This window comes from Paeniglutamicibacter gangotriensis Lz1y (genome assembly GCF_000348945.1).
GTDB classification, from domain to species: domain Bacteria; phylum Actinomycetota; class Actinomycetes; order Actinomycetales; family Micrococcaceae; genus Paeniglutamicibacter; species Paeniglutamicibacter gangotriensis.
Genome location: NZ_AOCK01000012.1, coordinates 152,091 through 176,363 on the forward strand (window position 1 = coordinate 152,091; position 24,273 = coordinate 176,363).

Sequence of the window (24,273 nt, forward strand, 5' to 3'; positions counted from 1 at the left end):
GGCCCAGTGACCAATCACTGGGAATCGTCCCTGTGTTGGAGAACGCCTAAGCGCACACGCGCCTTCGATCACCAGGACTGCCGCAGATGACCAGCTACCCCAAGGCCTCGACCGACCCGCACGGCACCACGCCGTCCTCTCCCCGTTTCCCGGAGATTGAGGAGCGGGTTCTTTCCTACTGGAAGGACGACTCGACTTTCCAGGCCTCCATTGATGCCCGCGATGCCGGCATCGACGGTGCCAACGAGTTCGTCTTCTACGATGGGCCTCCCTTCGCCAACGGCCTGCCGCACTACGGGCACCTGCTCACCGGGTACGTCAAGGACCTGGTCGCCAGGTACCAGACCCAGCGCGGTCACCGCGTCGAGCGTCGCTTCGGCTGGGACACCCACGGACTGCCGGCCGAGCTGGAGGCCATGAAGCAGCTGGGCATGACCGACAAGGTGCAGATCGAGACGATGGGCATCGACAAGTTCAACGACGCCTGCCGCACCTCGGTGATGAAGTACGCCGACGAATGGCAGGCCTACGTCACCCGCCAGGCGCGCTGGGTCGACTTCGAGAACGACTACAAGACGCTGAACGTCGAATACATGGAATCGGTCATCTGGGCCTTCAAGGAGCTGTCCGACAAGGGACTGACCTACCAGGGCTTCCGAGTGCTGCCGTACTGCTGGAAGGACGAGACTCCGCTGTCCAACCATGAGCTGCGCATGGACGACGACGTGTACAAGGACCGTCAGGACCAGACCGTCACCGTTGGCTTCAAGCTGCTCGCCGGAGAATCGGAAATCTCCAAGCAGCTGGCCGGAGTCCAGGCCCTGGCCTGGACCACCACCCCCTGGACCCTGCCGACCAACCTGGCCCTGGCCGTGGGACCCCAGGTCAGCTACGTGGTGCTGCCCGCCGGAGAACACGGGATCAAGGCTTCGAACGCCACCGGCGAGTTCATGCTTGCTCAAGACCTGCTCGGCGCCTACGCCAAGGACCTGGGCTACGCCGATTCGGCCGCCGCCCACGACGCGATCACCGCACGGTACACCGGCAATCAGCTGGCCGGACTGCGCTACGCGCCGCTCTGGGACACCTTCACCGACACCGAAAACTGGAACACCGCACACGCCTTCCAGCTGCTGGTCGCCGACTACGTCACCACCACCGACGGCACCGGCATCGTCCACCAGGCCCCGGCCTACGGTGAGGAAGACCAGAAGATCTGTGAGGCCGCAGGGATCCCGGTGATCCTGTCCATTGACGAGGGCGCGAAGTTCCTGCCGGTCTTTGCCGGTGGCGAGCTGGAGACAATCGTCGGGGTCCAGGTCTTTGAGGCCAACAAGATCATCACCACCGTGCTCAAGGACGCGGGCCAGCTGATCAAGCAGGCCTCCTTCGAGCACTCCTACCCACACTGCTGGCGCTGCCGCACCCCGCTGATCTACCGGGCGATTTCCTCCTGGTATGTCGAGGTCACCAAGGTCAAGGACCGCATGCTGGAATTGAACCAGCAGATCAACTGGATCCCGGAGAACGTGAAGGACGGGCAGTTCGGCAAGTGGCTGGCCAACGCCCGGGACTGGTCGATCTCACGCAACAGGTACTGGGGATCGCCGATCCCGGTGTGGGAATGCGACGGCGCCGAGTGCACCCACCGCGAAGTCTACGGATCGCTGGCGCAGCTGCAGGAGGGTTTCGGCCGCCTGCCGCGCAACCACGAGGGGCAGCCTGACCTGCACCGCCCGTTCATCGATGAGCTCACCAAAGCCCATGAGGGTTGCGCGGAGCAAGGGACCATGTACCGCGTGGAGGATGTGCTCGATGTCTGGTTTGATTCCGGGTCGATGCCCTACGCCCAGGCGCACTACCCGTTCGAGAACAAGGAATGGTTCGACACCCACCACCCGGCGGACTTCATCGTCGAGTACATCGGACAGACCCGCGGCTGGTTCTACACCATGCACGTGCTCTCCACCGCGCTCTTTGACCGCCCCGCGTACAAGAACGTGATCAGCCACGGCATCGTGCTGGGCTCCGACGGACAGAAAATGTCCAAGTCGCTGAAGAACTACCCCGATGTCAACGAGGTGCTGGACCGCGACGGCTCCGATGCGATGCGCTGGTTCCTGCTCTCCTCCCCGATCCTGCGCGGCGGCAACCTGGTGGTCACCGAGCAGGGCATCCGCGAGGGCGTGCGCCAGGTGTTGCTGCCGATGTGGAACGTCTGGCACTTCTTCTGCCTGTACACCAACGCCGCGAACCACGGCGCCGGCTACCAGGCGAAGCTGGTGCACAGTGCCAGCGACCCGCTGGATGCCTACATGCTGGCAGCCACCGGGGACCTGGTCCGCGAGACCACCGCGAAGTTCGACGCCTATGACATCTCCGATGCCGCCGAAACCATCCGCGCCTACATGGACACGCTGACCAACTGGTACGTGCGCCGGAGCCGCCAGCGCTTCTTCGACGAGGACACCAGCGCCTTCGACACGCTCTACACCGCGCTGGAGACCCTGACGCGGGTCGCCGCCCCGCTGCTGCCCTTGGCCGCCGAAGAAATCTGGCGCGGCCTCACCGGGGAACGCTCGGTGCACCTGGCTCCCTGGCCGACGGCCGAGATGTTCGGGCGCAACGACGATTTGGTCGCCGCCATGGAAACCACCCGAAAGATCGCCTCGGTCGGTTCCTCGCTGCGCAAGGCAGCGAACCTGCGGGTGCGCCTGCCGCTGGCCGGCATGTCCGTCGCGGTGCCCAACGCCGCGGCACTTGAAGGCACCTTCGCCTCCATCATCAAGGACGAACTGAACCTGCGCAGCCTCACGCTGATCGACGCCGCAGAGGCCAACGCCGCCGAATACGGCATCAGCCAGGCGCTGGTCGTCAACGCCCGGGCCGCCGGCCCGCGGTTGGGCAAAAACGTGCAGCTGGCGATCAAGGGCGCGAAGTCAGGTGACTGGTCGGTGGACGATGCAGGCATCGTGACCGCCGGGGGACTGGAACTCGAATCCCACGAATACACGCTCGAAACGGTGGTCTCGGCCGCCGCGGGCGAGGATTCCATCGCCGCAGCAGTGTTGCCCGGCGGCGGCTTCCTGGTCCTTGACACGCAGGTCACCGAGGAACTCGCGGCCGAAGGCACGGCACGGGATATGATCCGCGCCATCCAGTCGGCCCGCAAGGACGCCGACCTGCAAGTCTCGGATAGGATCCGCACCCAGATCACCGCCGACGCCGCCACCGTGGAGGCGTTGGGAGCCAACACCGAACTGATCAAGGGCGAAACGCTCAGCACCGGGCTGGTCCTGGTCACCGGGGCGACGGGGACGGCGCCGGTTATCAGCGTCGAAACCGTGGCCCAGGCCGAAGCAGCCGACAAGGAAATGGGACCGAACACATGAGCAACACCTTTGATAAGTTCTCGGTGCAGAGCGTGTACGCCGAGCTTTTGGCACGCGCCCCGGAGAACAAGATCGAACCGCGCATGGAACCGATGCGCCGGGCCATGGAGATCCTGGGGGAGCCGAACCATGCCTTCCCGATCATCCATGTCACCGGCACCAACGGGAAAACCTCCACCGCGCGGATGATCGAATCCTTGCTGCGCGCCCACGATCTGCGCACCGGGCGCTACTCCTCCCCGCACCTGGTCTCGGTCACCGAACGCATCGCGATCGACGGGGAGTCCGTGGACGATGAGACCTTTGTGCGGATCTGGGACGAGATCCGCCCCTACCTGCAGATTGTCGACGACGAGCTGCTGGCCAACGGCGAGAACCGGCTGACCTATTTCGAGGCCGTGACCATCCTGGCCTTCGCGGTCTTCGCCGACACCCCGGTGGATGTGGCGATCATCGAGGTGGGACTGGGCGGGATCACCGACGCGACCAACGTCGGAGATGGGCAGGTTTCGGTGGTTACCCCGATCTCGCTGGATCACACCGACCTGCTCGGGGACACCGTGGAGCTGATCGCGGAGGAGAAGTCCGGGATCATCAAGCCCGGCGGGTTCCTGATCTCCTCCGCGCAACCGGCAGCCGCCGCCCAGGTGTTGCTGGAGAAGGCCCGGGAAACCGCGGTTCCCTACCGGTTCGAGGGCGTCGAGTTCGGCATCGAGAACCGCACGGTCGCCGTCGGCGGACAACAGCTTGACCTCAAGGGCCTGGCCGGAAGCTACCCCGGGATCCTGTTGCCCTTACATGGGGAGCACCAGGGGCAGAACGCCGCCGTGGCCCTGGCCGCGGTCGAGGCCTTCATCGGGGGAGGGGAAACCGAGCTGAACCACGACCTGGTCATGGAGGGCTTCGGTGCCGCCACCAGCCCCGGTCGCCTCGAGGTGATTCGCAAGGCCCCCACCGTGCTGCTGGACGCGGGGCACAACCCCGACGGGATCCGTGCCTCCGCGGCGGCAGTGAAGGAGTCCTTCGGGTTCTCCAAACTGGTGCTGGTCATCGGCATTCTGGCCGAGAAGGACGCCGAAGGAATGCTCGCCGAACTGCGCGAGGCCTACCTGGATCTCACCGAGGACATCGCCATCACCCAGTCCAATTCCCCGCGGTCCATCCCTGCCGGAGAACTGGCACGCATGGCATTGGATGCCGGGTTTGACGAGGGAGACATCTACGTGACCGAGCGCCTGGACGACGCCCTGGAATGGGCCGTGGGACGCGCCGAAGCCTCCGAGGACTTCGGCGGCGGCGTGTTGGTCACCGGCTCGATCACCCTGGTGGGCGAGGCCCGGATGTTGCTGGGAGGGGAATAAGCATGGCAAAAATGACGAAGGCGCAACGCGAATGGCGCCCCGGGACGCCGAAGAAACCGCGCTCGACCCGTGTGATGTTCGCCTCCACCGTGCTCACGCTCGAGGCTTTCCTGGCCATCTTCGTGGCGCTGGCACTCTTCGGGCTCAAACGCGATGAGCTGGCTCCCGGGCTGATCCTGGGCGCCGGCGCGGTGGTCGCGCTGGTATGCATTTTCACCTGCGCGCTGCTGAAAAAACCGCTGGGATACGCCATTGGATGGGCCCTGCAGCTGCTGTTCATCTTCTCCGGGTTCCTGCTGACCTCGATGTTCTTCATCGGCGCGGCGTTCGCCGCCACCTGGTGGTACGCGATCACCAAGGGGCGGACCATGGACGTGGAGACGGCACGTCGAGCCCGTGAACAGGCTGCCTGGGATGCGGCACACCCGCAGGATGATCCCGACGCCGGCGACGCCCAACCGTAGAATTAAGCCAAACGACATCAAGCACCACTCAAAACGAAGGAGCCGCCTCCATGGCCATTGAACGCACCCTGATCCTGATCAAGCCCGATGGCGTCAAGCGTCAGCTGACCGGTCAGATCCTGTCCCGCATCGAAGCCAAGGGCTACGAGATCGCCGAACTCAAGCAGGTTTCGGCGACCCGCGAACAGCTCGAGGCACACTACGAGGAGCACGTGGGCAAGCCGTTCTACGAGCCGCTGGTCGAGTTCATGGCCTCGGGCCCGCTCGTGGCGATCATCGCCGAGGGCCAGAACGTGATACCCGGCTTCCGCTCGCTGGCCGGCACCACCGACCCGACCACCGCAGCTCCGGGCACCATCCGCGGTGACCTGGGCCGCGACTGGGGCCTGAAGGTCCAGCAGAACCTGGTCCACGGTTCGGACTCGGAAGAATCCGCAGCACGTGAAATCGGTATCTGGTTCGCCTAACGCTTCAGGCACCGCCCGCGGTGCCCCAGCAAGTCCTCACCACGGGTCCGGCCCGCAGCATTCCAAGGAAAGTTGCGGGCCGGACCTTTTGCCTGTGCGCGAACCCCTTGGTGGCCGCGTTCGTATTTGATGATCAGGGGTATCAGGGAAACCGCGATGCCTTAAGACCGATGAGGAGTTCCCGGAACATGCCGACAAAGAACACGGCAGTCAAGCAGGGGCACGGGGCGATGGCCCGCGGGGCGCTGCTGCTCGGAATGTTGAGCACCGGCGCGTTGCTGCTGGCAGGATGCGGCGCGCAGGCCGCCCTGTCCCAAACCCCGCAAGCGGACCCGCGGCTGCTTCAAGATGCCCTGAAGGATTCCGCCACCGGCCACGTGTCCCTCGGTGAAATCTACGGGCAGGTGCACGATTTTGACCGCGCAGTGGCCATCTGCCCCTACATGGACACCGATGACGTCGATCTGGCACTGGGCTTCGCCTGGGACGGAACGGACGCACTGCCGCTGGATAACGAGGCGCGCGGAGCACTGTTACTGGCCCGGGACACCAAGGTCGCAGCCATTATGCTGGCAGAGCGGAGCGCACTGGACTTTTGCTCCACGGACGATGCCGCCGGAGCCGGCATCCTGCCCGAAACAGAGCTGGGATTCAGACCCTCGCCCGGCGCCGCAGGGGAAACCAGCTGGAGCGCCATCCGGCCGTAGGTGCCCTCTCGAGGCTCAGTCCGTCGCGGTGCGGGCGCGGCGGGCGCGCAGCAATCCTCCGGCCAACAGATCCAGACCAAGTGCCAGTGCACTGCCGATGGCGTAGGCCAGCAAGTCCAGCGGGACGAAGGTCGTGCCCAGCACCAGCCGCACCGGCGGGAACACCGCGGCGAGGCTCGTTGGAAACGCGGTGAGTTGCAGCAGCTCGATGAGCACGCAGAACACCAACGCCGCCACCGCGTTTGCCGCCTGCCCCGCGCGGGGGCGCAGCAGTGTTGCCAACACATAGATCAGCACCGCGTAGATGACCCCGCCGGACAGATCTGCGGCCAGCCCGGAGCCCAGGAACCTGGCGCCCAGGCCCAAGGCGATGACCGGTAGCACACAGGCGACAGCACCCAGGCGGCGCCGATGCGCGGTGGCGGCGGGAGACCGGAGTTGCTCCGATAAGGGCGCTGAACCGGCCAACGGCTCAGGCGCCAAAGAAGGCACCGGGGAAGCGCAGCACGATGCTGGCCGCGGTGAGCACCAGCAGCACGGTTGTGGCCACCCAGGTCCACTCGGCGACGGCCCGGCGCACCGCAGCGGAGGCGGGGATCACGCCATGGGCGATGTTGCGCGCGGTGGTGTAGAGGAACATCGGGATCATCATCGCCCACACGATCATGCAGTACAGGCACAGCGCGTTGATCTCATACAGGGCCTGCGACCAGAGCCAGATAATGAACACCATCGCCAGGGAAACCCCGATCTGCACGCCGATCCAGTACCAGCGGGCGAATCGGGCCCCGGCGAGCAACGCCATGCCAATGGTGATCACGATGCCGAACCCCACGACGCCCAAAAACGGGTTGGGGAAGCCCAGCAACGCGGCCTGGGTGGACTTCATGACGGTGCCGCAAGAGACCCACGGGTTGAAGTCGCAGGAGGTGACGTAGTCGGGGTTCTTGTAGAGGGCGATACGTTCGAGCACCAAGATGCCCGAAGCGATCCAGGCCACCGCGCCGGTGAGCACCAGGAGTAGGCCGAAGCCCCTGGCCCTGACCATGCGGGGCGCCGTGGCCTCGTCGCGTGGCTGCATAGAGGTGTCGGACGTGCTCATGGTGGTGCGCTCCCTGGTGGCGGTGGTCGATGCAGGCATCATGCGGGCACCGACAAGGTGGCCCGCCTGAACAAAAGTCTAATCGCCGGCGCCCATCGGCTTCCCGACCCCGCGCCGAGGCCGGGACAACCAGCGGTGCAATACTCCCGTGAAGCCGTGTACGTGAAGCTCGATTCAGGACCGCGGCGTCCATCGGCGTGTCGGTATGAGACAATTGCAGTGGTTGTTCGTGGATCCACAGTCTGCTTTCAACCCAACGACAGGCTTTCAAGCCCGATTGCGATGCATCTGCTGCCAAGAGACCGCCTATACGAAGGTCGAAGCGAATACCGCGATATGGTCGCCGCAACAAAAAGCGGCTTGCTTGGAAAAGCGCCGTTGGTCCCGCATGGATGCCGCGCCCCTGACACGGTTGGCGCACCCGAGTGCGGACATATCAAAGGACTTCCGCTGGGACACGCGGCCACACGGCCCGGTCCAGCGAACCAACCAGGGAAGACGAGCTATCTGTGGGAGCCATCGACCCGCCGAGGAGCACTCTTTTAACATGGCACTGAATCGCGACGAATCAAAGGCAGCGATGGGGCAGGGACCCAAGGCCCGCAGCACCCGCACCAGCCGCGCACCACGCGGCAACTTCAACGAACCCTCACCGCCGCCGCCGCGCCGGGCCATGACCCTGGCTGACCTCAACGACGCCGCTGCTTCCCCCGGAGGCAAGCTGCGCCAGTCGGTTTCCCCGCGTGGTGCCAGCACACGCCGCAGCCCGGCCAGGAATGCTGCCCCCTCCAGGTCCAACGCACGGGCGAAGACCGCCCAGGATGCCACGGTCGAGTCGGTCGTCGCCGAGGCCACCGGCCAGAAGCGTGCGGCAGCACCGGCCAAGACCGAGCAGCAGGCTCCGGTCCAGGCCCCCGCAAAGGCACCGACCCGTCGTGGTCCGCGCCGTGCAACCTCCGGGGTCACCTCCCCGTCCTCCGCAGCGACCGAGGCCCCGGCCGTGATTGCTGCTCCCGCGGCACAGGCCGAAGCCGAATCCAAGACCTTTGAAAGCGCCACCGAAGCAGTTGCCGCACCGGCAGCCGTGAAGGACACCGAGGACACCGCCACCACGCGGCCGGCCCGTGGTCGTAGCCGCCGGGCCAGCTCCGCTGCCAGCAACACCGAGGTAGCAGCCGAGGAACCGGCTCCCGCCGCCGAAGCCGTTGCCCCGGCCGCCGAGGAATCCTCGCAGGATGCCGAGCCGGCCAAGACCACCCGTCGCCGTCCGGCCCGCGGCTCTCGCGCCAGCCAAAGCGTCGAGGCAACCGAGGCCAAGGCACCGGCAGCTTCCGCTGACGCAGTGCTTGATACCGAGAAGGATGCAGATGGCGAGCCCGTGGCCATCACCGATCCGTTCGCCATCCCGGAATCAGCGCTGTCGCTGATTTTCCGGGCCCCCTCGATTCCCGAGGCCGGCGAAACGGACCATGAAGAGTCAGGGTCCCGTGCCCAGCACGAATCGCACGAAGATGACGGAGACGACTCAAGCGTCGTGTCCCGTCGTCGTCGTCGCCGTCGCCGCGGGGATGCAGACCTCGAACTGACCGGTGGCTCGGAGAACGACCCGCCGAACACCATCACCCGGGTCCGTGCCCCGCGCGCCACCCTGGAACCGGTGGTCTCCAACAAGGTCACCGCAGTGCGCGGTTCCACCCGTCTGGAAGCCAAGCGTCAGCGCCGCCGCGATTCGCGCGAGTCAGGCCGCCGCCGCCAGGTCATCACCGAGGCCGAGTTCCTGGCCCGCCGTGAATCCGTGGACCGCCAGATGATCGTGCGTCAGCGCGAGGACCGGATCCAGATCGGCGTCCTGGAAGACGGCATCATGGCCGAGCACTTCGTCTCCAAGACTCAGCAGGATTCGCTGATCGGCAACGTCTACGTCGGTAAGGTGCAGAACGTTCTGCCCTCGATGGAGGCAGCCTTCATCGACATCGGACGCGGACGCAACGCCGTGCTCTACGCCGGCGAGGTCAACTGGGACGCCGCTGGCCTTGACGGTCAGCCGCGCCGCATCGAACACGCCCTGAAGTCCGGGGACAGTGTCCTGGTGCAGGTCACCAAGGACCCGGTCGGCCACAAGGGCGCCCGCCTGACCTCACAGATCTCCTTGCCGGGCCGCTACCTGGTCTACGTACCGGGTGGCTCGATGACCGGTATCTCGCGCAAGCTCCCGGATGTGGAGCGCAACCGCCTGAAGAAGATCCTCAAGGATCACCTGCCGGAAAATGCTGGCGTGATCGTGCGCACCGCCGCCGAGGGCGCTTCCGAGGAAGAGTTGATGCATGACATCAACCGCCTGCGCGCCCAGTGGGAAGGCATCGACGCCGCCGCGACCTCCACCAAGACGCTGGCACCTGAGCTGCTTTACGCCGAACCGGATTTGACCATCAAGGTCGTCCGTGATGTCTTCAACGAGGACTTCACCAAGCTGATTGTCTCCGGCGAGGACGCCTGGGACACCATCGAGGCCTACGTGACCTATGTGGCCCCGGATCTGGTCTCGCGCCTGGAAAAGTGGGAGTCCGACGAGGACATCTTCGGGCACTACCGTCTGGACGAGCAGATCCACAAGGCCCTGGACCGCAAGGTCTTCCTGCCTTCGGGTGGCTCGCTGGTCATTGACCGCACCGAGGCCATGACCGTGGTCGACGTGAACACCGGCAAGTACACCGGTTCGGGCGGAAACCTCGAGGAAACCGTCACCAAGAACAACTTGGAGGCTGCCGAAGAGGTCGTGCGCCAGCTGCGCCTGCGTGACATCGGCGGCATCATCGTCATCGACTTCATCGACATGGTGCTCGAATCGAACCGCGACCTGGTGCTCCGTCGCCTGGTCGAATGCCTGGGCCGCGACCGCACCAAGCACCAGGTGGCCGAGGTCACCAGCCTGGGACTGATCCAGATGACGCGCAAGCGCATGGGAACCGGTCTGCTGGAGGTCTTCGGTGAAGACTGCGAGGCTTGCAACGGCCGCGGTGTGATCACCCACGATGAGCCTGTTGAGCACCGCCGTGCTTTCAACTCGGCCGGGGAACTTCACACTTCGGCGAACCGTGGCGACCAGAAGCCCTCACGGGCCGAACGCCGCCGCCGCAACAGCCGCGATACGGACACCGACTCGCACACCGAGCAGGCAGCAGCATCCGCCGCACCTGCCGCCACCGAGGCCAAGGAACCGGAGAACGCTGCCAAGGCCAACGCCACGCGCACAGCCTTCGCTAACATCGCCGCTGCGGCCCACGCCGCGCACGATGCCGATGCCGCGGAATCCACCGACGAGGAAGCCACGCTGACCGTTGCGGGGGAGTCGGTGGCGGTTCCCGCTGCACGGCGCAACCGCCGGGCAGGTTCGGCCGAGTCCTCGGCCAAGCTGACGCTGGAAAACTTGGAAGCCGCCCTGCCGGGTCACACCTCGAGCACCGAGGAAGCCGAGCAGGCTTCTACCGGTGACGGCGAAGAATCGGATAATTCCCGTCCGGCACGCACCCGCACCCGCCGCAAGGCCCGTGCGAAGGTCACCGAGCCCGCAACCGCCCCGGCGGAAGCAGCTGCTGCCCCGGCAGCACCGGTGCTCTCGGGCGTGGCAGGCCAGGCCTCCTCCGATGCGGCGACCGAAGGGCCTGCCGCAACGGCAACCAAGAAGACTTCGGGCATTGTGCCGGAGGCTCGCGTCAAGCGCAGCCGCCGTGCCATGAGCCCGCAGGGTGGATCCGACACCGCAGTTACTGTGGCATCGGACACGCCTGCAGCATCGGGCAAAACCCATGTTGCTTCGCTCGCTGAACCAACTTCGACCCAAAAGCCGCTAAAAGCCGCGAAAGCGCCGGTTATGCTGGGCGTCGGAGTGCCGGTCAACGAGCTAAAAGAGTAGGGGTCTAGGCGACGCGCGGGGGCAGGTTCTATTTGCCCCCGCAACGCTTTTTAGCGTAGTCTAGATCCTCGGTGCGAACGCCAGCTATCGGATTCTTCCGCTCGGCGTGCCAGCACAGCGCAATCCTTGAACTCGTTTCGAGGTAGTGATGCGCAGCAAGACAGATTGAACGTCGAGTAGAAGTGAGTACCCACGTGGTGTACGCAATTGTCCGCGCTGGCGGCCGCCAGGAAAAGGTTTCTGTTGGAGACCTCGTAACCCTTGACCGCTTGAAGGCTGCCCCCGGCGCCTCCATTGAACTGCCGGCCCTGTTGCTGGTCGACGGCGAGAAGGTAACTTCTGCAGCCGACGAGCTTGCCAAGGTCACGGTGACCGCTGAGGTCGTTGAGAACCTTCGCGGCCAGAAGATTGTCATCCAGAAGTACAAGAACAAGACCGGTTACAAGAAGCGCCAGGGTTTCCGCGCTTCGCTGACCAAGGTCAAGGTCACCTCGATCGCTTAATTGCGGTTGTTTCCAAGAATTCTCATTACCTGAAGGTAGGCACATTCAATGGCAAGTAAGAAGGGCGCGAGTTCTACTCGCAACGGTCGCGACTCCAACCCCCAGTACCTGGGCGTCAAGCGCTTTGGTGGTCAGGTTGTTTCCGCCGGTGAAATCATCGTTCGCCAGCGGGGCACCCGCTTCCACCCGGGCGCCGGCGTTGGAATCGGCAAGGACGACACCCTGTTCGCACTTGAAGCCGGGGCTGTCGAATTCGGCACACGCCGCGGTCGTAAAGTCGTGAACATCGTTACGGTCTAACTAGGCGCGTAACCGCATTCATTGCACAATAGAGGGTGGGCCGCACGGCTCACCCTCTATGTGTTTTTTCAAAACCCCAGTGTTTTACAGCACCTCGGCCTTGGGCCGACGGGCGTAAGACGCCACCTTTTTTGTACTAGGAGCTTTCAACCGTGGCAGCCTTCATCGACCGAGTGGTCCTCCATGTCTCCGGTGGTACCGGCGGACACGGCTGTGTCTCCATCAAACGCGAAAAGTTTAAGCCCCTCGGCGGACCCGACGGCGGCTCCGGTGGCAGCGGCGGGGATGTGATCCTGCGCGTTGACGCCCAGACCACGACCTTGCTCTCCTACCACCACTCACCGCACCGTCACGCCGGCAACGGCGAAGGCGGCAAGGGTGACCTGCGCCCGGGCAAGAACGGCGAGACCCTCACCCTTCCGGTTCCCGAGGGAACCGTGGTCAAGACCCGGTCCGGAGAAATCCTTGCCGACCTGATTGGCGACGGCACCGAATACATCATTGCCGCAGGCGGCTTCGGCGGTCTGGGCAACGCGGGGCTGGCCAGCCAACGACGCAAGGCCCCCGGCTTCGCATTGCTGGGCACCCCCGGCGAAGCGGCCGAAGTAGTCCTTGAACTCAAGTCCGTCGCCGACGTAGCCCTGGTGGGTTATCCCTCGGCCGGCAAGTCATCGCTGATCGCCGCGCTCTCCGCAGCACGTCCCAAGATCGCCGACTACCCCTTCACCACCCTGGTCCCGAACCTCGGTGTGGTGCAGGCCGGAGAGGTCCGCTACACCGTGGCAGATGTTCCTGGCCTGATCCCGGGAGCCTCCGAGGGCCGCGGCCTGGGTCTGGAATTCCTGCGTCACGTCGAGCGCTGCGCCGCCCTGGTGCACGTGCTTGACTGCGCCGCCCTGGAAGCGGACCGAGACCCGGTCACCGACCTGGACATCATCCAGGGAGAACTCGACGCCTATGAGGTCGACTCCTCATTCGCCGGCGCCGATGGCCAGATCATCCCGCTGAACGAACGTCCGCGACTGATCGCCCTGAACAAGGTCGATATGCCTGACGGACGCGACATGGCCGAATTCGTGCGCCCGGAACTGGAAAAGCGCGGCTACCGTGTCTTCGAGGTTTCGGCCATGACCCGCGAGGGACTGCGCGAGCTCTCCTTTGCGATGGCAGACCTGGTGACCGAGGCACGGGCGAAGATCGAAGCAGCACCGCTGCCGGTTGCCGTCGACGTGGTGCGCCCCCGTGCCACCAAGGCCAGCAAGGCAGGGTTCGTGATCCGCGAGGAGGAGCACAACCTCGAGGTGCTCTACCGCGTCATGGGCGAAAAGCCCGAGCGCTGGATCCAGCAGACCGATTTCCGCAACGACGAGGCCGTGGGCTACCTTGCCGACCGCCTGGCCAAGCTCGGGGTCGAAAACCAGCTGTTCAAGCTCGGTGCCAGGCCCGGGGATGCGGTGGTCATCGGCTCCGAGGTCGACGCCGTGGTCTTTGACTGGGAGCCGACGATGGCCGCCGGTGCCGAGCTGCTGGGCTCGCGCCGTGGCCAGGACGAGCGCCTGGCCGAGTACGGTGCACGTCCGTCCCGCGACGAGAAGAAGGCTGCACACGAGGCACGCAAGGGTGCCAAGGCTGCAGCGCGCGAAGATCTGGAAGCCGAGCGCAAGGCCGGAATCTGGACGGAGTCGGTCAACTACAAGCACCAGCTGCCCAAGTCCGGGGAGTAGTCGAGTCACGTGCGCGCCACACACCAGCCTTCGGGCATTGCTCAACGTGCGGATCTGCCCCGCGCCAGTCGGATCGTGGTCAAGGTCGGTTCTTCGTCCCTGACCACGCTGTCCGGCGGCATTTCCGAGGAAGCCCTGAGTTCCCTGGTTGACCGCCTGGCGGCGGTCAACACGGCGGGGACCGAAATCATCTTGGTCTCCTCCGGAGCGATTGCCGCAGGCCTGGCACCCCTCGATTTGGGGCGCCGCCCGCGTGATTTGGCCACCCAGCAGGCCGCGGCCTCGGTGGGTCAGGGGCTGCTGATGGCCAAATACACCCAGGCGTTCTCGGCCCATGGGGTCACCGTCGGCCAGGTCCTGCTCACCGCGGATGACCTGATCCGCCGCCAGCAATACGCCAATGCGTTCCGTGCGCTGAACCGGTTGCTGGCCTTGGGTGTGGTGCCGATCGTGAACGAAAACGACACCGTGGCCACCCACGAGATCCGCTTCGGTGACAACGATCGACTCGCCGCCCTAGTGGCGCACCTGGTCAAGGCCGATGTCTTGCTGCTGCTCTCGGATATCGATGCCGTCTATGACGCACCGCCGAACGCCGGGGGAGTGCGCGTGGGGTCCATCGCGTGCGCCGAGGACCTAGCCAAGCTGGATATCGGTTCCACCGGTTCGGCCGGGCTGGGCACCGGGGGGATGGCCACCAAGGTCGAGGCCGCGACCATGAGCGCCGATTCTGGTATTCCTGCGCTGGTCACCTCCACGGCCAACGCCGCCGCGGCGCTGGCCGGGGCGGATGTGGGGACCTGGTTCTCCGCCCGTGGCGGACGACGCTCTACCCGCATGCTGTGGTTGGCGCACCTGGCCTCCACCCAGGGCCGAGTGCTGCTGGATCCCGGGGCCGTGCGCGCCGTGTCATCGGGCATCGCCTCGCTGTTGCCGGCCGGGATCATCGCTCTGAGCGGATCCTTCGAGGCCGGGGACGCGGTGGAGATCTGTGACGCCGCCGGAACTGTCATCGCCCGCGGCCTGGTGAACTTCTCCTCGGCGGAGTTGCCGCAGATGTTGGGCCGCTCCACCCGCGACCTGGGCGAGGATCTGGGCGGCTCGTTCGAACGCGCCGTGGTGCACGTGGACGATCTGGTGCTCGTCTAGCCTCGAGGTAGTGTGCGCCTGGGGGCTGCTTAACATTAGGGGTGGGCCGCGGTGCATCCACCGTAGAATGGTGAATCATGAGCCAGAACACCGATGCAGCGCACACTTTGACCGATTCAGCCGAAGGATCCTCCGCAGTAGCGGACGCCGCAACAGCGGTTTCGCGGCTGGCCCAGAAGGCTAGAGCCGCGTCACGCGTGCTGGCGCGTGCCGATCGGAACTGGAAGGATCGCGGGCTGCTGGCCATCGCCGCGTCCCTTGATGCCAACCGCGCCGCGGTGATCAAGGCCAACGCCAAGGACCTCGAGGCCGGCCGCGCCAAGGGCACCACCGAGGCCCTGCTGGACCGGCTCAAGCTCACCGACGAGCGCGTCGACGGGCTGATCTCCGCACTTCAGGAACTGGCCGGGCTGCCGGACCCCGTCGGCACCGTACTGCGCGGCCAGACCCTGCCCAACGGGCTGCGGTTGCGCCAGATCTACGTCCCCATGGGAGTGATCGGCGCGATCTACGAGGCCCGCCCCAACGTTACCGTCGACATCGCCGGGTTGGCCCTGAAAAGCGGCAACGCGGTGTTGCTGCGCGGCGGGAGCGCCGCCTCCCACTCAAACCTGGCCCTGCTCGCGCTGATCCGTGACGCCCTGGAATCGGTGGGTCTGCCTGCCGACGCCGTGGCCTCGGTGGACGACTGGGGACGTGATGGTGCCGATGCGATGATGGGTGCCCGCGGTGAGATCGACGTGCTGATCCCGCGTGGCGGCCGCGAATTGATCCAGCGGGTCGTCAGCACCGCCAGTGTCCCGGTCATCGAGACCGGCGAGGGCAACGTGCACATCTACCTGGACGAGTCGGCCAGCGCGAAAATGGCCGTGCCGATCCTGCTCAACGCCAAGACCCAGCGCCCCAGCGTGTGCAACACCGTCGAGACCCTGCTGCTGCACGCCAATGCCACCGCCGCCACGGAGGTCCTGGCGGCGTTGCATCGGGCGGGGGTGCGCCTGCACGTTGATGCGCGGGCCAAGGCGATGGCCGGGCAGACTCCCACCATCGATGCGGTGGAGTCCGATTGGGACACCGAGTACATGGACCTGGATCTCTCGGTGGCGGTGGTAGATGACCTTGATGGAGCCATGCGCCATATCCGGGCTCACAGCACCGGGCACACCGAAGCGATTCTGACCAACGATCTGGCCCATGCCGAGCGCTTCATCGCGGAGGTTGATTCGGCGGCCGTCATCGTCAACGCCTCGACGCGTTTCACCGACGGCGGGCAGTTGGGTCTGGGCGCAGAAGTGGGCATTTCGACGCAGAAGATGCATGCGCGCGGTCCCATGGGACTGCGCGAGCTGACCACGACCAAGTGGATTGTGCAAGGCGATGGGCATGTGCGTTCGTAGCTACGTGTCAAGGTGGGTACGATAGAAGCTAACGAGACATACTAGTTGCAAGACCGTGCCCCGGCCGCTGCCGCGGCGGTGGCACATAAGACCCTGGAGAAACATGTTTACCCAGTCCCTGAACGCGGCAATCCTTGCCGCCGAGTCCACCGGTGGAATGTCCACCCAGACCCAGGCGCTGCTTGTCGGCGGCGGAATCTTCCTGGCTTTTATGGTGATGCTGCTGGTCACCATGTCCTACTCCAATGTGGGACGGCGTCACCAGATCAAGCCGGAGCCAGAGGATGTGCACCGGACACACGCCAACAAGCACGGCCATCAGTAGTCGTCTGACGGCCGAACGAACCGACCGCCCATTTCGCCTCGGCGTCATGGGCGGGACCTTCGATCCGATTCACCATGGCCACTTGGTGGCCGCCAGTGAAGTTGCCTCGGTCTTCGACCTCGACGAAGTCGTGTTCGTACCCACCGGGGAACCCTGGCAGAAGTCTGACCGCGAGGTGGCCCCGGCCGAGCACCGTTACCTGATGACGGTGATCGCCACCGCGGCGAACCCCCGGTTCACGGTCAGCCGCGTGGACATCGACCGTCCCGGTCCGACGTACACCATCGACACGCTCCGGGATTTGGCCGCTCAGCGGCCAGAGGCCGAGTTGTTCTTCATCACAGGTGCCGATGCCATGGAGCAGATCCTGGGGTGGAAGAACGCCGAGGAGCTATGGGAATTGGCGCATTTCGTGGGGGTCACCAGACCAGGCCACGAACTGCCGGTGCTTGATCGCAACGACGTGTCGCTGATGGAAGTTCCGGCGATGGCGATATCCTCGACTGATTGCCGCGAGCGCGTGCGGACCGGACACCCGGTGTGGTATTTGGTTCCGGATGGCGTGGTGCAGTACATCGCCAAGTACAAGCTGTACAACGACAAGAGCAACGCAGTAAACAACGGCCAGATCTAGAGTCGGCCGGGAAATGGACAAGATGAGCGACGAGACCTGGCCCGCGCCCAGCAGGCGAGCCCTGCGGGAAGCGCGACGCGCCGAGGCCGAAGCGCTGCTTGCCCAGGAGGAAGCGGCCGACGCAGGCGCTGAAGCAGCAACCGCGCCGAAGCAGACGGCCGCCGAGTCGCCGACGGTTGCCAAACCCGTTGACAAGTCGGCAGCTAAGCCGGTGCCGAAGCAAGCTCCGGCAGCAAATCCTGCAGCGCCAGCTCCCGCAGCCAAACCGGAGCCGACGGCAGTGCCTGCACGCAGCCGCCGCGCCACCGACGGCGAAGTTGACGCAGTGCCCGAGCGTGCCGAACGCACCTCGTTGCAGCGTGCCCGCGACCGCGAGGCCCTGCGTACCCGCCGCAAGCTGGAACAGGAAGTTTCCGAGCTTTCTCCCAAAACTGTTTCACCCGGCGATGACCCGGCACCGCTGACGCGCAAGCAAATGCGCCTGCAGGCACTCAAGGCGGCTTCGGCTGCGAATCCCGGTGCCGCGGCCGAAGAAGCCAGCCCTGCCGCAACCGCTCCTGCCTCCCCGAGGCCCGCTGCCTCTAAGCCGGGCGAGCCCAAGAAACCGGCGGCCAAGCCCGCTGCGGCGAAACTGGCCCCCGCGAAGTCCCCAGCAGCGAAGACTCCTGCTGCGAAGGCGCCAGCAGCTGGCAAGGCGAAGCCCACCGCCAAGCCGCAAATGACCGTCGAAGCTGCCCTCGCGCTGCGTCGGCGTTCCGGTGGTGGCGCACCCGAGGAGCCGCTGCTGATTGCTCCCGAAGAGGACCTGGCAGATGTGGACCTGGAGGTCCTGGCCCAGCAGCGTGAGCTAGCCGCACGTGCAGCGATCATTTCCCGCCGTGCCGCCGAACGCCTACGCATGCAGGAAGCCAACACCCAGCGTGCCGACGCGCGCCGCTCGGACCCCTTCACCGGGGCCATGAACAACCTGGTCGACGACGAGGTCGAAAAGAAGCTGGTCAACACCGGCATCAGCGGCCCGTTGACGCGCGGATACAACCTCGCCATGACAGAACAGGGCACCATCGTTGATGGTGCAGACCCCGCCGCGGCACCCGCGGCCAAGACTCCGGCTTCGGCGCCCCTGGCGCCCAAGCCGCAGGCCCCGGCTGCGAAAGCCCCGGCGGCCAAACCTGCGCAAAAGCCAAAGGCTGCTACTCCGGCCCAGGCACCGGCGGGCGGCACCAAGCCACCCGCCGCGAAACAAGCTGCCGCAGCAGCACCGACCAAGGCGGCGGCCCCCGGGCCCGCTTCCGCCGAGGCCGGAACCACAGGAACGACAAGTGCCCACCCGCCGGTGCGTGCCGTGCGTGCTCAGGGGCTCGAACCCCTGGACGTGCAGACCGCCGGAATGCGTCGTGCCAACAACATGTATGTGATGGTCATCGCGGCACTGTCCGTTGGAGGCGCGGCTCTGGTGGCCGGCCTCATCATGTTCCTGAACTCCAATTAGCCCGCTTTTGCGGAGCCACCGACTTCTCAAGGAGATCCCCCTTATGAGCGCACACGAACACTCCATCGACCTGATCAAAACCGCGGCCCTGGCCGCAGCAGAGAAGCAGGCCGAAAACCTGATCGCCCTCGACGTTTCCGAACGCCTGGGTGTCACCGACGCGTTCTTGATTGCCTCGGCAGCCTCCGAGCGCCAGGTCAACGCCATCGTCGACGAGGTCGAAGACAAGCTTGCCGAGAAGTTCGACATCCGCCCGGTGCGCCGTGAAGGTCGCGGTGCAGGGCGCTGGGTGCTGTTGGACTACGCAGACGTCGTGATCCACGTTCAGCACAACGAAGACCGTGTCTTCTACGCACTCGAACGCCTCTGGGGCGACTGCCCGGTCATTGAGCTGCCGACCACCGGTGAGCCCGCAACCGACATGTCGCACATCGAAACGCTGCCGGATTCCCTCTAGGGGGAGCCCGATTTGCGCCACATGATTTGTGTGGCCTATGATGGTTGAGTTGCCCGAAAGGGCGGCTCTCATTTGGGGGTATGGCGCAGTTGGTAGCGCGTCTGCATGGCATGCAGAAGGTCAGGGGTTCGAATCCCCTTACCTCCACCAGTTAGTAAACTAAAGAAGGTCTCCGATCCAGGTCGGAGACCTTCTTTGTGTCCGGGAAGGACGGCCTCGATGGCGGTCGGGTCGCATGCTGCGGCAGATCGCACGACGGTGGCCCGCCTCGGGCCGATGACGCGGCGGCAGGGACCCGCGTAGCATGGAACGTCGTCGGGTCGCTTCTTCGGTGTCGGCGTCAATGCTCCGTGAATCACGCGAGATCAGTGAAGGAACACGCATGAAAGCCATTGCCTACTCCACGTACGGTGGACCGGACGTCATGGAGGTCCTCGAGCTTCCGGAACCGATTCCAACCCACCATCAGGTGCTGATCAAGGTCGTCGCGGTGGGGCTGAACCCGGTTGATGCCATGCAGCGGCAGGGGCGGATGAAAATGTTGCATCCTCTCCGCTTTCCGCAGATCGCCGGCAATGAGCTCAGCGGCGTGGTGGTGGGGGTCGGCCGGGACGTTTCGCGTTTTGTGCTCGGCGATGCGGTGGTGGCCCATGTGCAGAACCATGTGTCCGGGACGCTGGCAGAGCTGGTGGTCCTTGAGCAGGATTTGGTGGCCATGGCGCCGCGGTCTGTGGCGTTGGTCAATGCGGCGGCGCTTCCGTTGGCCGGGCTCGCGGCCCAGCAGGCGTTGGGCCCTGGACACCTCGACGTCCAAGAGGGGGAGCGGTTGCTGGTAACCGGTGGCGCCGGGGGAGTCGGTCTGCTGGCAATCCAGCTGGCCAAGCTGGCCGGTGCACACGTGAGCGCCACCGCATCTGCGCAGGGCCGCCAGCTTGTTGAGCAGGCCGGTGCGGATCTGAGCATCAACTACCGCGAACACAATAGTTCCGATGTCGCGGAGCTATTCGACAAAGTGCTGGACCTGGTGGGCCTGGAAACCGATCGTGACGTGTTCAGCTGTGTGCGACCGGGCGGAAAGGTTGTATCGCTCAGCGGACCGCTGACACCGGCGGGGATCCCCGAAGAGGTCGCGGGGCTGCGCCGGGTGCTGATACGCCCGGCGGCCGCAGCCATGAGCCGCAAGGCCAAGAAGGCGGCCCGCGCGGCCGGTGCCACGTGCGACTTCTTCTTCATGGAATCCGATGCCTCCGGGTTGGCAGAGCTTGGTGGGTTGGTCGAGGCGGGGAAGCTGAAGCTCAGCATCGATAGCACCTACCTCTTGGAAGACTTTGCCAGCGCCTTCGAGCGCCTTGAATCCCGGCGAGCGAAGGGCAAGGTCATCATCGTGATGCCCGCATAAGCAATGCCAGGTTGCCTTGAGAAGATGCAGCCAGGTGCTGCAGTACAACGCGGAGCTGCGCATTCCTGGGGGGTTGCCGCAACCGTGGCCCCTTGTAAAGTGATCAACAAGCCCTAGGCATTGTGCAAGTAGATACAAGTCTGTAAGTTTGTATCATGATCGTAATTACCATTGACCAGCGCCGTTCCCGTTCGGGCCCAGATAAGGTCGAGACGCTCCTGCGCCACCTCGTCGAGCACTACAGCACCGAGCGCGGCTTCGAGCGAACCGCTGGAGATGAAATCCAAGGCGTCCTGAGCGACGGTGCCGTAGCAGTCGCGCTGGCCCTGGATGTCGCCGGTACCGGAGAATGGAGCGTCGGGATCGGGGTGGGTGCCGTGCAGACCCCGATGCCTGCCCAGACCCGCGCCGGGAGAGGGCCGGCATTTGAACACGCCCGAGTGGCAGTCGAACGGGCGAAGAGCTCCAGTGGGTCCTTGGCGCTGGCAGGTACCGGGATGGAAGCCGAACGGCTCGAAGCCGAATTGCAATTGGTCGCCTTGGTCAACGCTCGTCGCACCGAATCGTCGGCCGAAGCTGGCATGCTGGTCTCACAGGGGTTAACTCAGCAGCAAGTTGCCACCCGCCTGGACATCTCGCAGCAAGCGGTCTCGGCGCGACTGTCCTCGGGCCTCTGGTACGAGGCCGGCCGGCTGACGGAGCTTGCCGGCGCGGCGCTGCACCGCTACTCGATATACATGGAAGAGGGCTGAGGCCGATGAATTGGATCGCGTGGGCGCTGCTTCTTGCCGTCATCCCTCTCGGTGCCCCGAGATACTTCGCCGCCTCGGGTTGGCGCTGGCCCCTGAGCCAAACACTGTCCAGCGCCCTGCTGGTGGCCCTGCTGTCCGTGGCGGGAATCCTGGCAGCGGTCGGCAACCACCTCCCCGGTAGCAGTACCGTTCCCGGTGAGCTGGTGGTCATCGCCAGCGTTGCCGCAGCCACCTTGGGCGGCGGGCCAGTCACCGAGGCGGTCTTCCGACTGGCCGCCTTCAAACGGGGCTCCGAGGAACCTTCCACCGCCGAAGTGGCCGAGTCCGCGCCCTTGCGTGGAGGCATGTGGATCGGGCTGTTGGAACGTGCCGCCATCGCCTCCACCCTGTGGGTCGGATGGCCCGAGGGGCTGGCCATCGTCTTGGCCGTCAAGGGGCTGGGCAGGTTTTCGGAACTCAAGCAGCACGCGGCGGCCGAACAATTCATCCTCGGCACCTTTGTCAGCGTCCTGTGGGCCTGTGCCGCGGTGGGCGTCGGACTGCTGATCGGCAGCTGATCATCTTCCCTTACCCCCGAGGGGTGGCCCAGACCGCTGCGCAACCCAGGAAGAGTTCACCACATGATCTCGACGCAGCACTCACACGCAGTGAATGGCCCGGGCAACACCCACCGGGTCTGGTGGTATTTATTGGTCGGGATCGGTGCTGTTGCCATCGGACTGCTGCCGTGGCTGGTCACGGGTCTGCGCCTCCCGCTGCAAAACCTGTAGGCGATCGACACCCTGCCCGAGCAGATACCCCGGGTACTGCTTCCCTTCAGCCAATACTTCCTGAGCGAGATCGTGTCCATGCTCATCTTGGGCCTGGGTACCGCCGGTTTAGCGGTCCGTGCCGCGCCTGCCGCAGCGCGTCGGAAAGCCGCGAGGCTTCCAGCTCCCGCCCCTGATTTGTGCCCACCGCCTAGAATGGGTGCCATGAGTGACGTTTTGCCATCGTGCCCACAGTGTTCAGGCCCTTATACCTACGAAATGGGAGCCTTGCTGGTCTGCCCCGAGTGCGCCCATGAGTGGTCGGCGGAGGTTGAATCCGCTGAAGAGCCGCAGGATACGGCCATCAAGGACTCGGTTGGCAACGTGCTGGCCGACGGCGACACCGTCACCGTGATCAAGGACCTGAAGGTCAAAGGCCAAGCCCAAGCCATCAAGGTTGGCACCAAGGTGCGCAACATTCGTCTGGTCGACCCCATCGACGGACATGACATCTCTTGCAAGGTGGACGGTTTCGGGCCGATGCACCTGAAGTCCTCCGTCGTCAAGAAGGTCTAAGCCCACCGCGTTTTCAGCGGCATCTAGACGCCAGGCTCCTTTGGAGAGTGGCGTTTTGGGCGTCAGGGCACCATCATCGGGAGGTGCTGAGGTGAAGGCGCCACCCCAGCACCGTGCGACACCAATGGGCATAACGAACGCCAGTCCATCCGCATCAGACCAGCAGAAAGCGGTATGCCCGGGGACATATGGAGTTCCAGATCAATGCCACCGGGCCTTTGTCGCCGGCTGGCCCGCTTTACGGTTTTCCTCGATTCCCGCGCCGGGTGGACAGCGCAAGGCCCCCCCTCGAGGTGTTGAGTGTCCCGTAGTATCGCGCCAAACTGCGGAGCTATAGATCCACGGCCGTTGTATCGGTGAGGACCAGACTGATCGGTGCGTGCGGACGTTGACGTTGGAAAACCATTCCCAAGGCACCTAAGCGATGGCAATCGGGGAATTGGTGGCCCGCAGTCGCAGCCAAGCGACGCGAGCCTGCTCGCTGGACAGTAATAGTCTGTGACTAGGCCTCGGATAACGACGTGCTATGTTGGCCGTGGTTCATCGACCATTCTGCTCGATGTGCCGACGCACTCGAAGTTACTTAATCGTGAAAGATTCTTCCCGCCATGACATTGCCCGCACATAGCCCAGAACCCGCCGCCGCCCATGCCGAGACCGTCGAGGATTTTAAGCACAACCTCGCCTCCATCAAGGCTCGCATCGAGGCCGCTGCCCGTAAGGCGGGTCGAGACCCGGAATCGGTCCGACTATTGCCGGTCTCCAAGACCGTCCCCGAGGAGCGCTTGCGGTTGGCAGTGGAAGCGGGAATGGACTTCCTGGGGGAGAACAAGGTCCAGGAAGCGTCGCGTAAGGCAGAGGCCCTGGCCGACATTCCGGAACTGAAGTTCTCAGTGATCGGGAACCTACAAACTAACAAGGCCAAGTTCGTGGCCAAGTTTGCCCACGAATTCCAGGCACTCGACAATGTGCGACAAGCCGCGGCACTGCAGCGTCGACTCGAGGCCGAGGACCGTCAGCTTGATGTTTTCGTCCAAGTCAACACCTCGGCCGAAGAAAGCAAGTTTGGTTTGCCGCCGGAAGCCGTTCAGGAATTCGTGGATCAGCTGCCGCAGTTCGACCGGTTGCATGTCAAAGGTCTGATGACACTGGCGCTTTTCAGCGATGACAAGGAAGCCGTGCGGGCATGCTTCGTGCGGCTGCGGGAACTGCGAGACCTGTTGCGCACGACCGCTCCGGAAGGCATGGTCATCGAAGAGCTGTCGATGGGCATGAGCGGCGACTTCGAACTCGCCATCGCCGAAGGGGCTACGGTTGTCCGGGTCGGACAAGGCATTTTCGGTGCCCGTGCGCTGCCAGACAGCCACTACTGGCCGGGATTCGCCGGCGATAAACCCGCCGCGGAGTAGG

At 64.9% G+C, this 24,273-nt stretch carries 23 protein-coding genes and 1 tRNA gene; 22 read left to right on the forward strand and 2 right to left on the reverse strand.

The annotated features are described in order from the left end of the window. The first annotated feature begins 86 nt into the window (after positions 1–86). The 5 genes from ileS (at position 87) to ADIAG_RS17750 (ending at position 6,391) form a co-directional block, all read left to right on the forward strand. Entirely contained in the window at positions 87–3,392 is a 3,306-nt protein-coding gene (gene ileS, locus ADIAG_RS17730) for an isoleucine--tRNA ligase (protein WP_007272808.1), read from the forward strand. Then, on the forward strand, positions 3,389–4,753 hold the full coding sequence (locus ADIAG_RS17735) for a bifunctional folylpolyglutamate synthase/dihydrofolate synthase (RefSeq protein WP_007272809.1): 1,365 nt from the start codon (positions 3,389–3,391) through the stop codon (positions 4,751–4,753). The genes ileS and ADIAG_RS17735 overlap by 4 nt, the downstream gene beginning before the upstream one ends. Positions 4,754–4,755: 2 nt before the next feature. Then, entirely contained in the window at positions 4,756–5,217 is a 462-nt protein-coding gene (locus ADIAG_RS17740; protein ID WP_007272810.1) for a DUF4233 domain-containing protein, read from the forward strand. Between the two features lie 50 nt (positions 5,218–5,267). After that, complete coding sequence (ndk, locus tag ADIAG_RS17745) at positions 5,268–5,684, forward strand: nucleoside-diphosphate kinase (RefSeq protein WP_007272811.1); 417 nt, start codon at positions 5,268–5,270, stop codon at positions 5,682–5,684. Between the two features lie 188 nt (positions 5,685–5,872). Then, on the forward strand, positions 5,873–6,391 hold the full coding sequence (locus tag ADIAG_RS17750) for a hypothetical protein (protein ID WP_007272812.1): 519 nt from the start codon (positions 5,873–5,875) through the stop codon (positions 6,389–6,391). 15 nt (positions 6,392–6,406) lie between these two features. Here the strand turns inward: ADIAG_RS17750 and ADIAG_RS21700 are convergent, their stop codons facing one another. Both ADIAG_RS21700 and ADIAG_RS17760 read right to left on the reverse strand, forming a co-directional pair. Next, positions 6,407–6,775: a ribosomal maturation YjgA family protein gene (locus ADIAG_RS21700; RefSeq protein ID WP_007272813.1), complete on the reverse strand. Its 369-nt coding sequence runs from the start codon at positions 6,773–6,775 to the stop codon at positions 6,407–6,409. An 88-nt stretch (positions 6,776–6,863) separates the two neighbouring features. Next, a complete protein-coding gene (locus tag ADIAG_RS17760) occupies positions 6,864–7,493 on the reverse strand; it encodes a vitamin K epoxide reductase family protein (protein WP_007272814.1) in 630 nt (209 codons plus the stop codon). A gap of 547 nt (positions 7,494–8,040) precedes the next feature. On the opposite strand from ADIAG_RS17760, the gene ADIAG_RS17765 reads away from it, so the two are divergent. The 17 genes from ADIAG_RS17765 (at position 8,041) to ADIAG_RS17840 (ending at position 24,272) form a co-directional block, all read left to right on the forward strand. Beyond that, positions 8,041–11,406, forward strand: coding sequence for an Rne/Rng family ribonuclease (locus ADIAG_RS17765; RefSeq protein WP_007272815.1), 3,366 nt, complete (start codon positions 8,041–8,043; stop codon positions 11,404–11,406). A gap of 194 nt (positions 11,407–11,600) precedes the next feature. Then, positions 11,601–11,909: a 50S ribosomal protein L21 gene (gene rplU / locus ADIAG_RS17770; protein ID WP_007272816.1), complete on the forward strand. Its 309-nt coding sequence runs from the start codon at positions 11,601–11,603 to the stop codon at positions 11,907–11,909. Positions 11,910–11,957: 48 nt separating this feature from the next. Continuing rightward, positions 11,958–12,209: a 50S ribosomal protein L27 gene (gene rpmA / locus ADIAG_RS17775; RefSeq protein ID WP_007272817.1), complete on the forward strand. Its 252-nt coding sequence runs from the start codon at positions 11,958–11,960 to the stop codon at positions 12,207–12,209. A 152-nt stretch (positions 12,210–12,361) separates the two neighbouring features. Then, the gene (gene obgE / locus ADIAG_RS17780) at positions 12,362–13,933 is read left to right on the forward strand and encodes a GTPase ObgE (protein ID WP_007272818.1); all 1,572 of its coding nucleotides are present in this window, start codon (positions 12,362–12,364) and stop codon (positions 13,931–13,933) included. Between the two features lie 9 nt (positions 13,934–13,942). Next, the gene (gene proB, locus ADIAG_RS17785; protein WP_007272819.1) at positions 13,943–15,082 is read left to right on the forward strand and encodes a glutamate 5-kinase; all 1,140 of its coding nucleotides are present in this window, start codon (positions 13,943–13,945) and stop codon (positions 15,080–15,082) included. A gap of 77 nt (positions 15,083–15,159) precedes the next feature. Then, on the forward strand, positions 15,160–16,479 hold the full coding sequence (locus ADIAG_RS17790) for a glutamate-5-semialdehyde dehydrogenase (protein WP_007272820.1): 1,320 nt from the start codon (positions 15,160–15,162) through the stop codon (positions 16,477–16,479). A 103-nt stretch (positions 16,480–16,582) separates the two neighbouring features. Next, positions 16,583–16,804 (forward strand): hypothetical protein, encoded by a 222-nt coding sequence (locus ADIAG_RS17795; RefSeq protein ID WP_007272821.1) that lies wholly within the window; start codon positions 16,583–16,585, stop codon positions 16,802–16,804. Beyond that, a complete protein-coding gene (gene nadD / locus ADIAG_RS17800; RefSeq protein WP_007272822.1) occupies positions 16,764–17,438 on the forward strand; it encodes a nicotinate-nucleotide adenylyltransferase in 675 nt (224 codons plus the stop codon). The genes ADIAG_RS17795 and nadD overlap by 41 nt, the downstream gene beginning before the upstream one ends. A gap of 13 nt (positions 17,439–17,451) precedes the next feature. Next, a complete protein-coding gene (locus tag ADIAG_RS17805) occupies positions 17,452–18,930 on the forward strand; it encodes a hypothetical protein (RefSeq protein WP_043475766.1) in 1,479 nt (492 codons plus the stop codon). A 43-nt stretch (positions 18,931–18,973) separates the two neighbouring features. After that, positions 18,974–19,387, forward strand: a complete 414-nt coding sequence (rsfS, locus tag ADIAG_RS17810) for a ribosome silencing factor (protein WP_007272824.1) — start codon at positions 18,974–18,976, stop codon at positions 19,385–19,387. A 74-nt stretch (positions 19,388–19,461) separates the two neighbouring features. Continuing rightward, positions 19,462–19,537, forward strand: a tRNA-Ala gene (locus tag ADIAG_RS17815). 232 nt (positions 19,538–19,769) lie between these two features. Next, positions 19,770–20,786, forward strand: coding sequence for an NADP-dependent oxidoreductase (locus ADIAG_RS17820; protein ID WP_007272825.1), 1,017 nt, complete (start codon positions 19,770–19,772; stop codon positions 20,784–20,786). A gap of 155 nt (positions 20,787–20,941) precedes the next feature. Continuing rightward, positions 20,942–21,538, forward strand: coding sequence for a hypothetical protein (locus ADIAG_RS17825; RefSeq protein WP_007272826.1), 597 nt, complete (start codon positions 20,942–20,944; stop codon positions 21,536–21,538). Positions 21,539–21,543: 5 nt separating this feature from the next. After that, positions 21,544–22,095, forward strand: a complete 552-nt coding sequence (locus tag ADIAG_RS17830) for a hypothetical protein (protein WP_007272827.1) — start codon at positions 21,544–21,546, stop codon at positions 22,093–22,095. A 63-nt stretch (positions 22,096–22,158) separates the two neighbouring features. Further along, on the forward strand, positions 22,159–22,308 hold the full coding sequence (locus ADIAG_RS21705; protein ID WP_007272828.1) for a hypothetical protein: 150 nt from the start codon (positions 22,159–22,161) through the stop codon (positions 22,306–22,308). Positions 22,309–22,512: 204 nt separating this feature from the next. Then, positions 22,513–22,863 (forward strand): zinc ribbon domain-containing protein YjdM, encoded by a 351-nt coding sequence (locus ADIAG_RS17835; RefSeq protein WP_043475769.1) that lies wholly within the window; start codon positions 22,513–22,515, stop codon positions 22,861–22,863. Between the two features lie 608 nt (positions 22,864–23,471). After that, a complete protein-coding gene (locus tag ADIAG_RS17840; protein ID WP_007272830.1) occupies positions 23,472–24,272 on the forward strand; it encodes a YggS family pyridoxal phosphate-dependent enzyme in 801 nt (266 codons plus the stop codon). Position 24,273 lies beyond the last annotated feature (1 nt).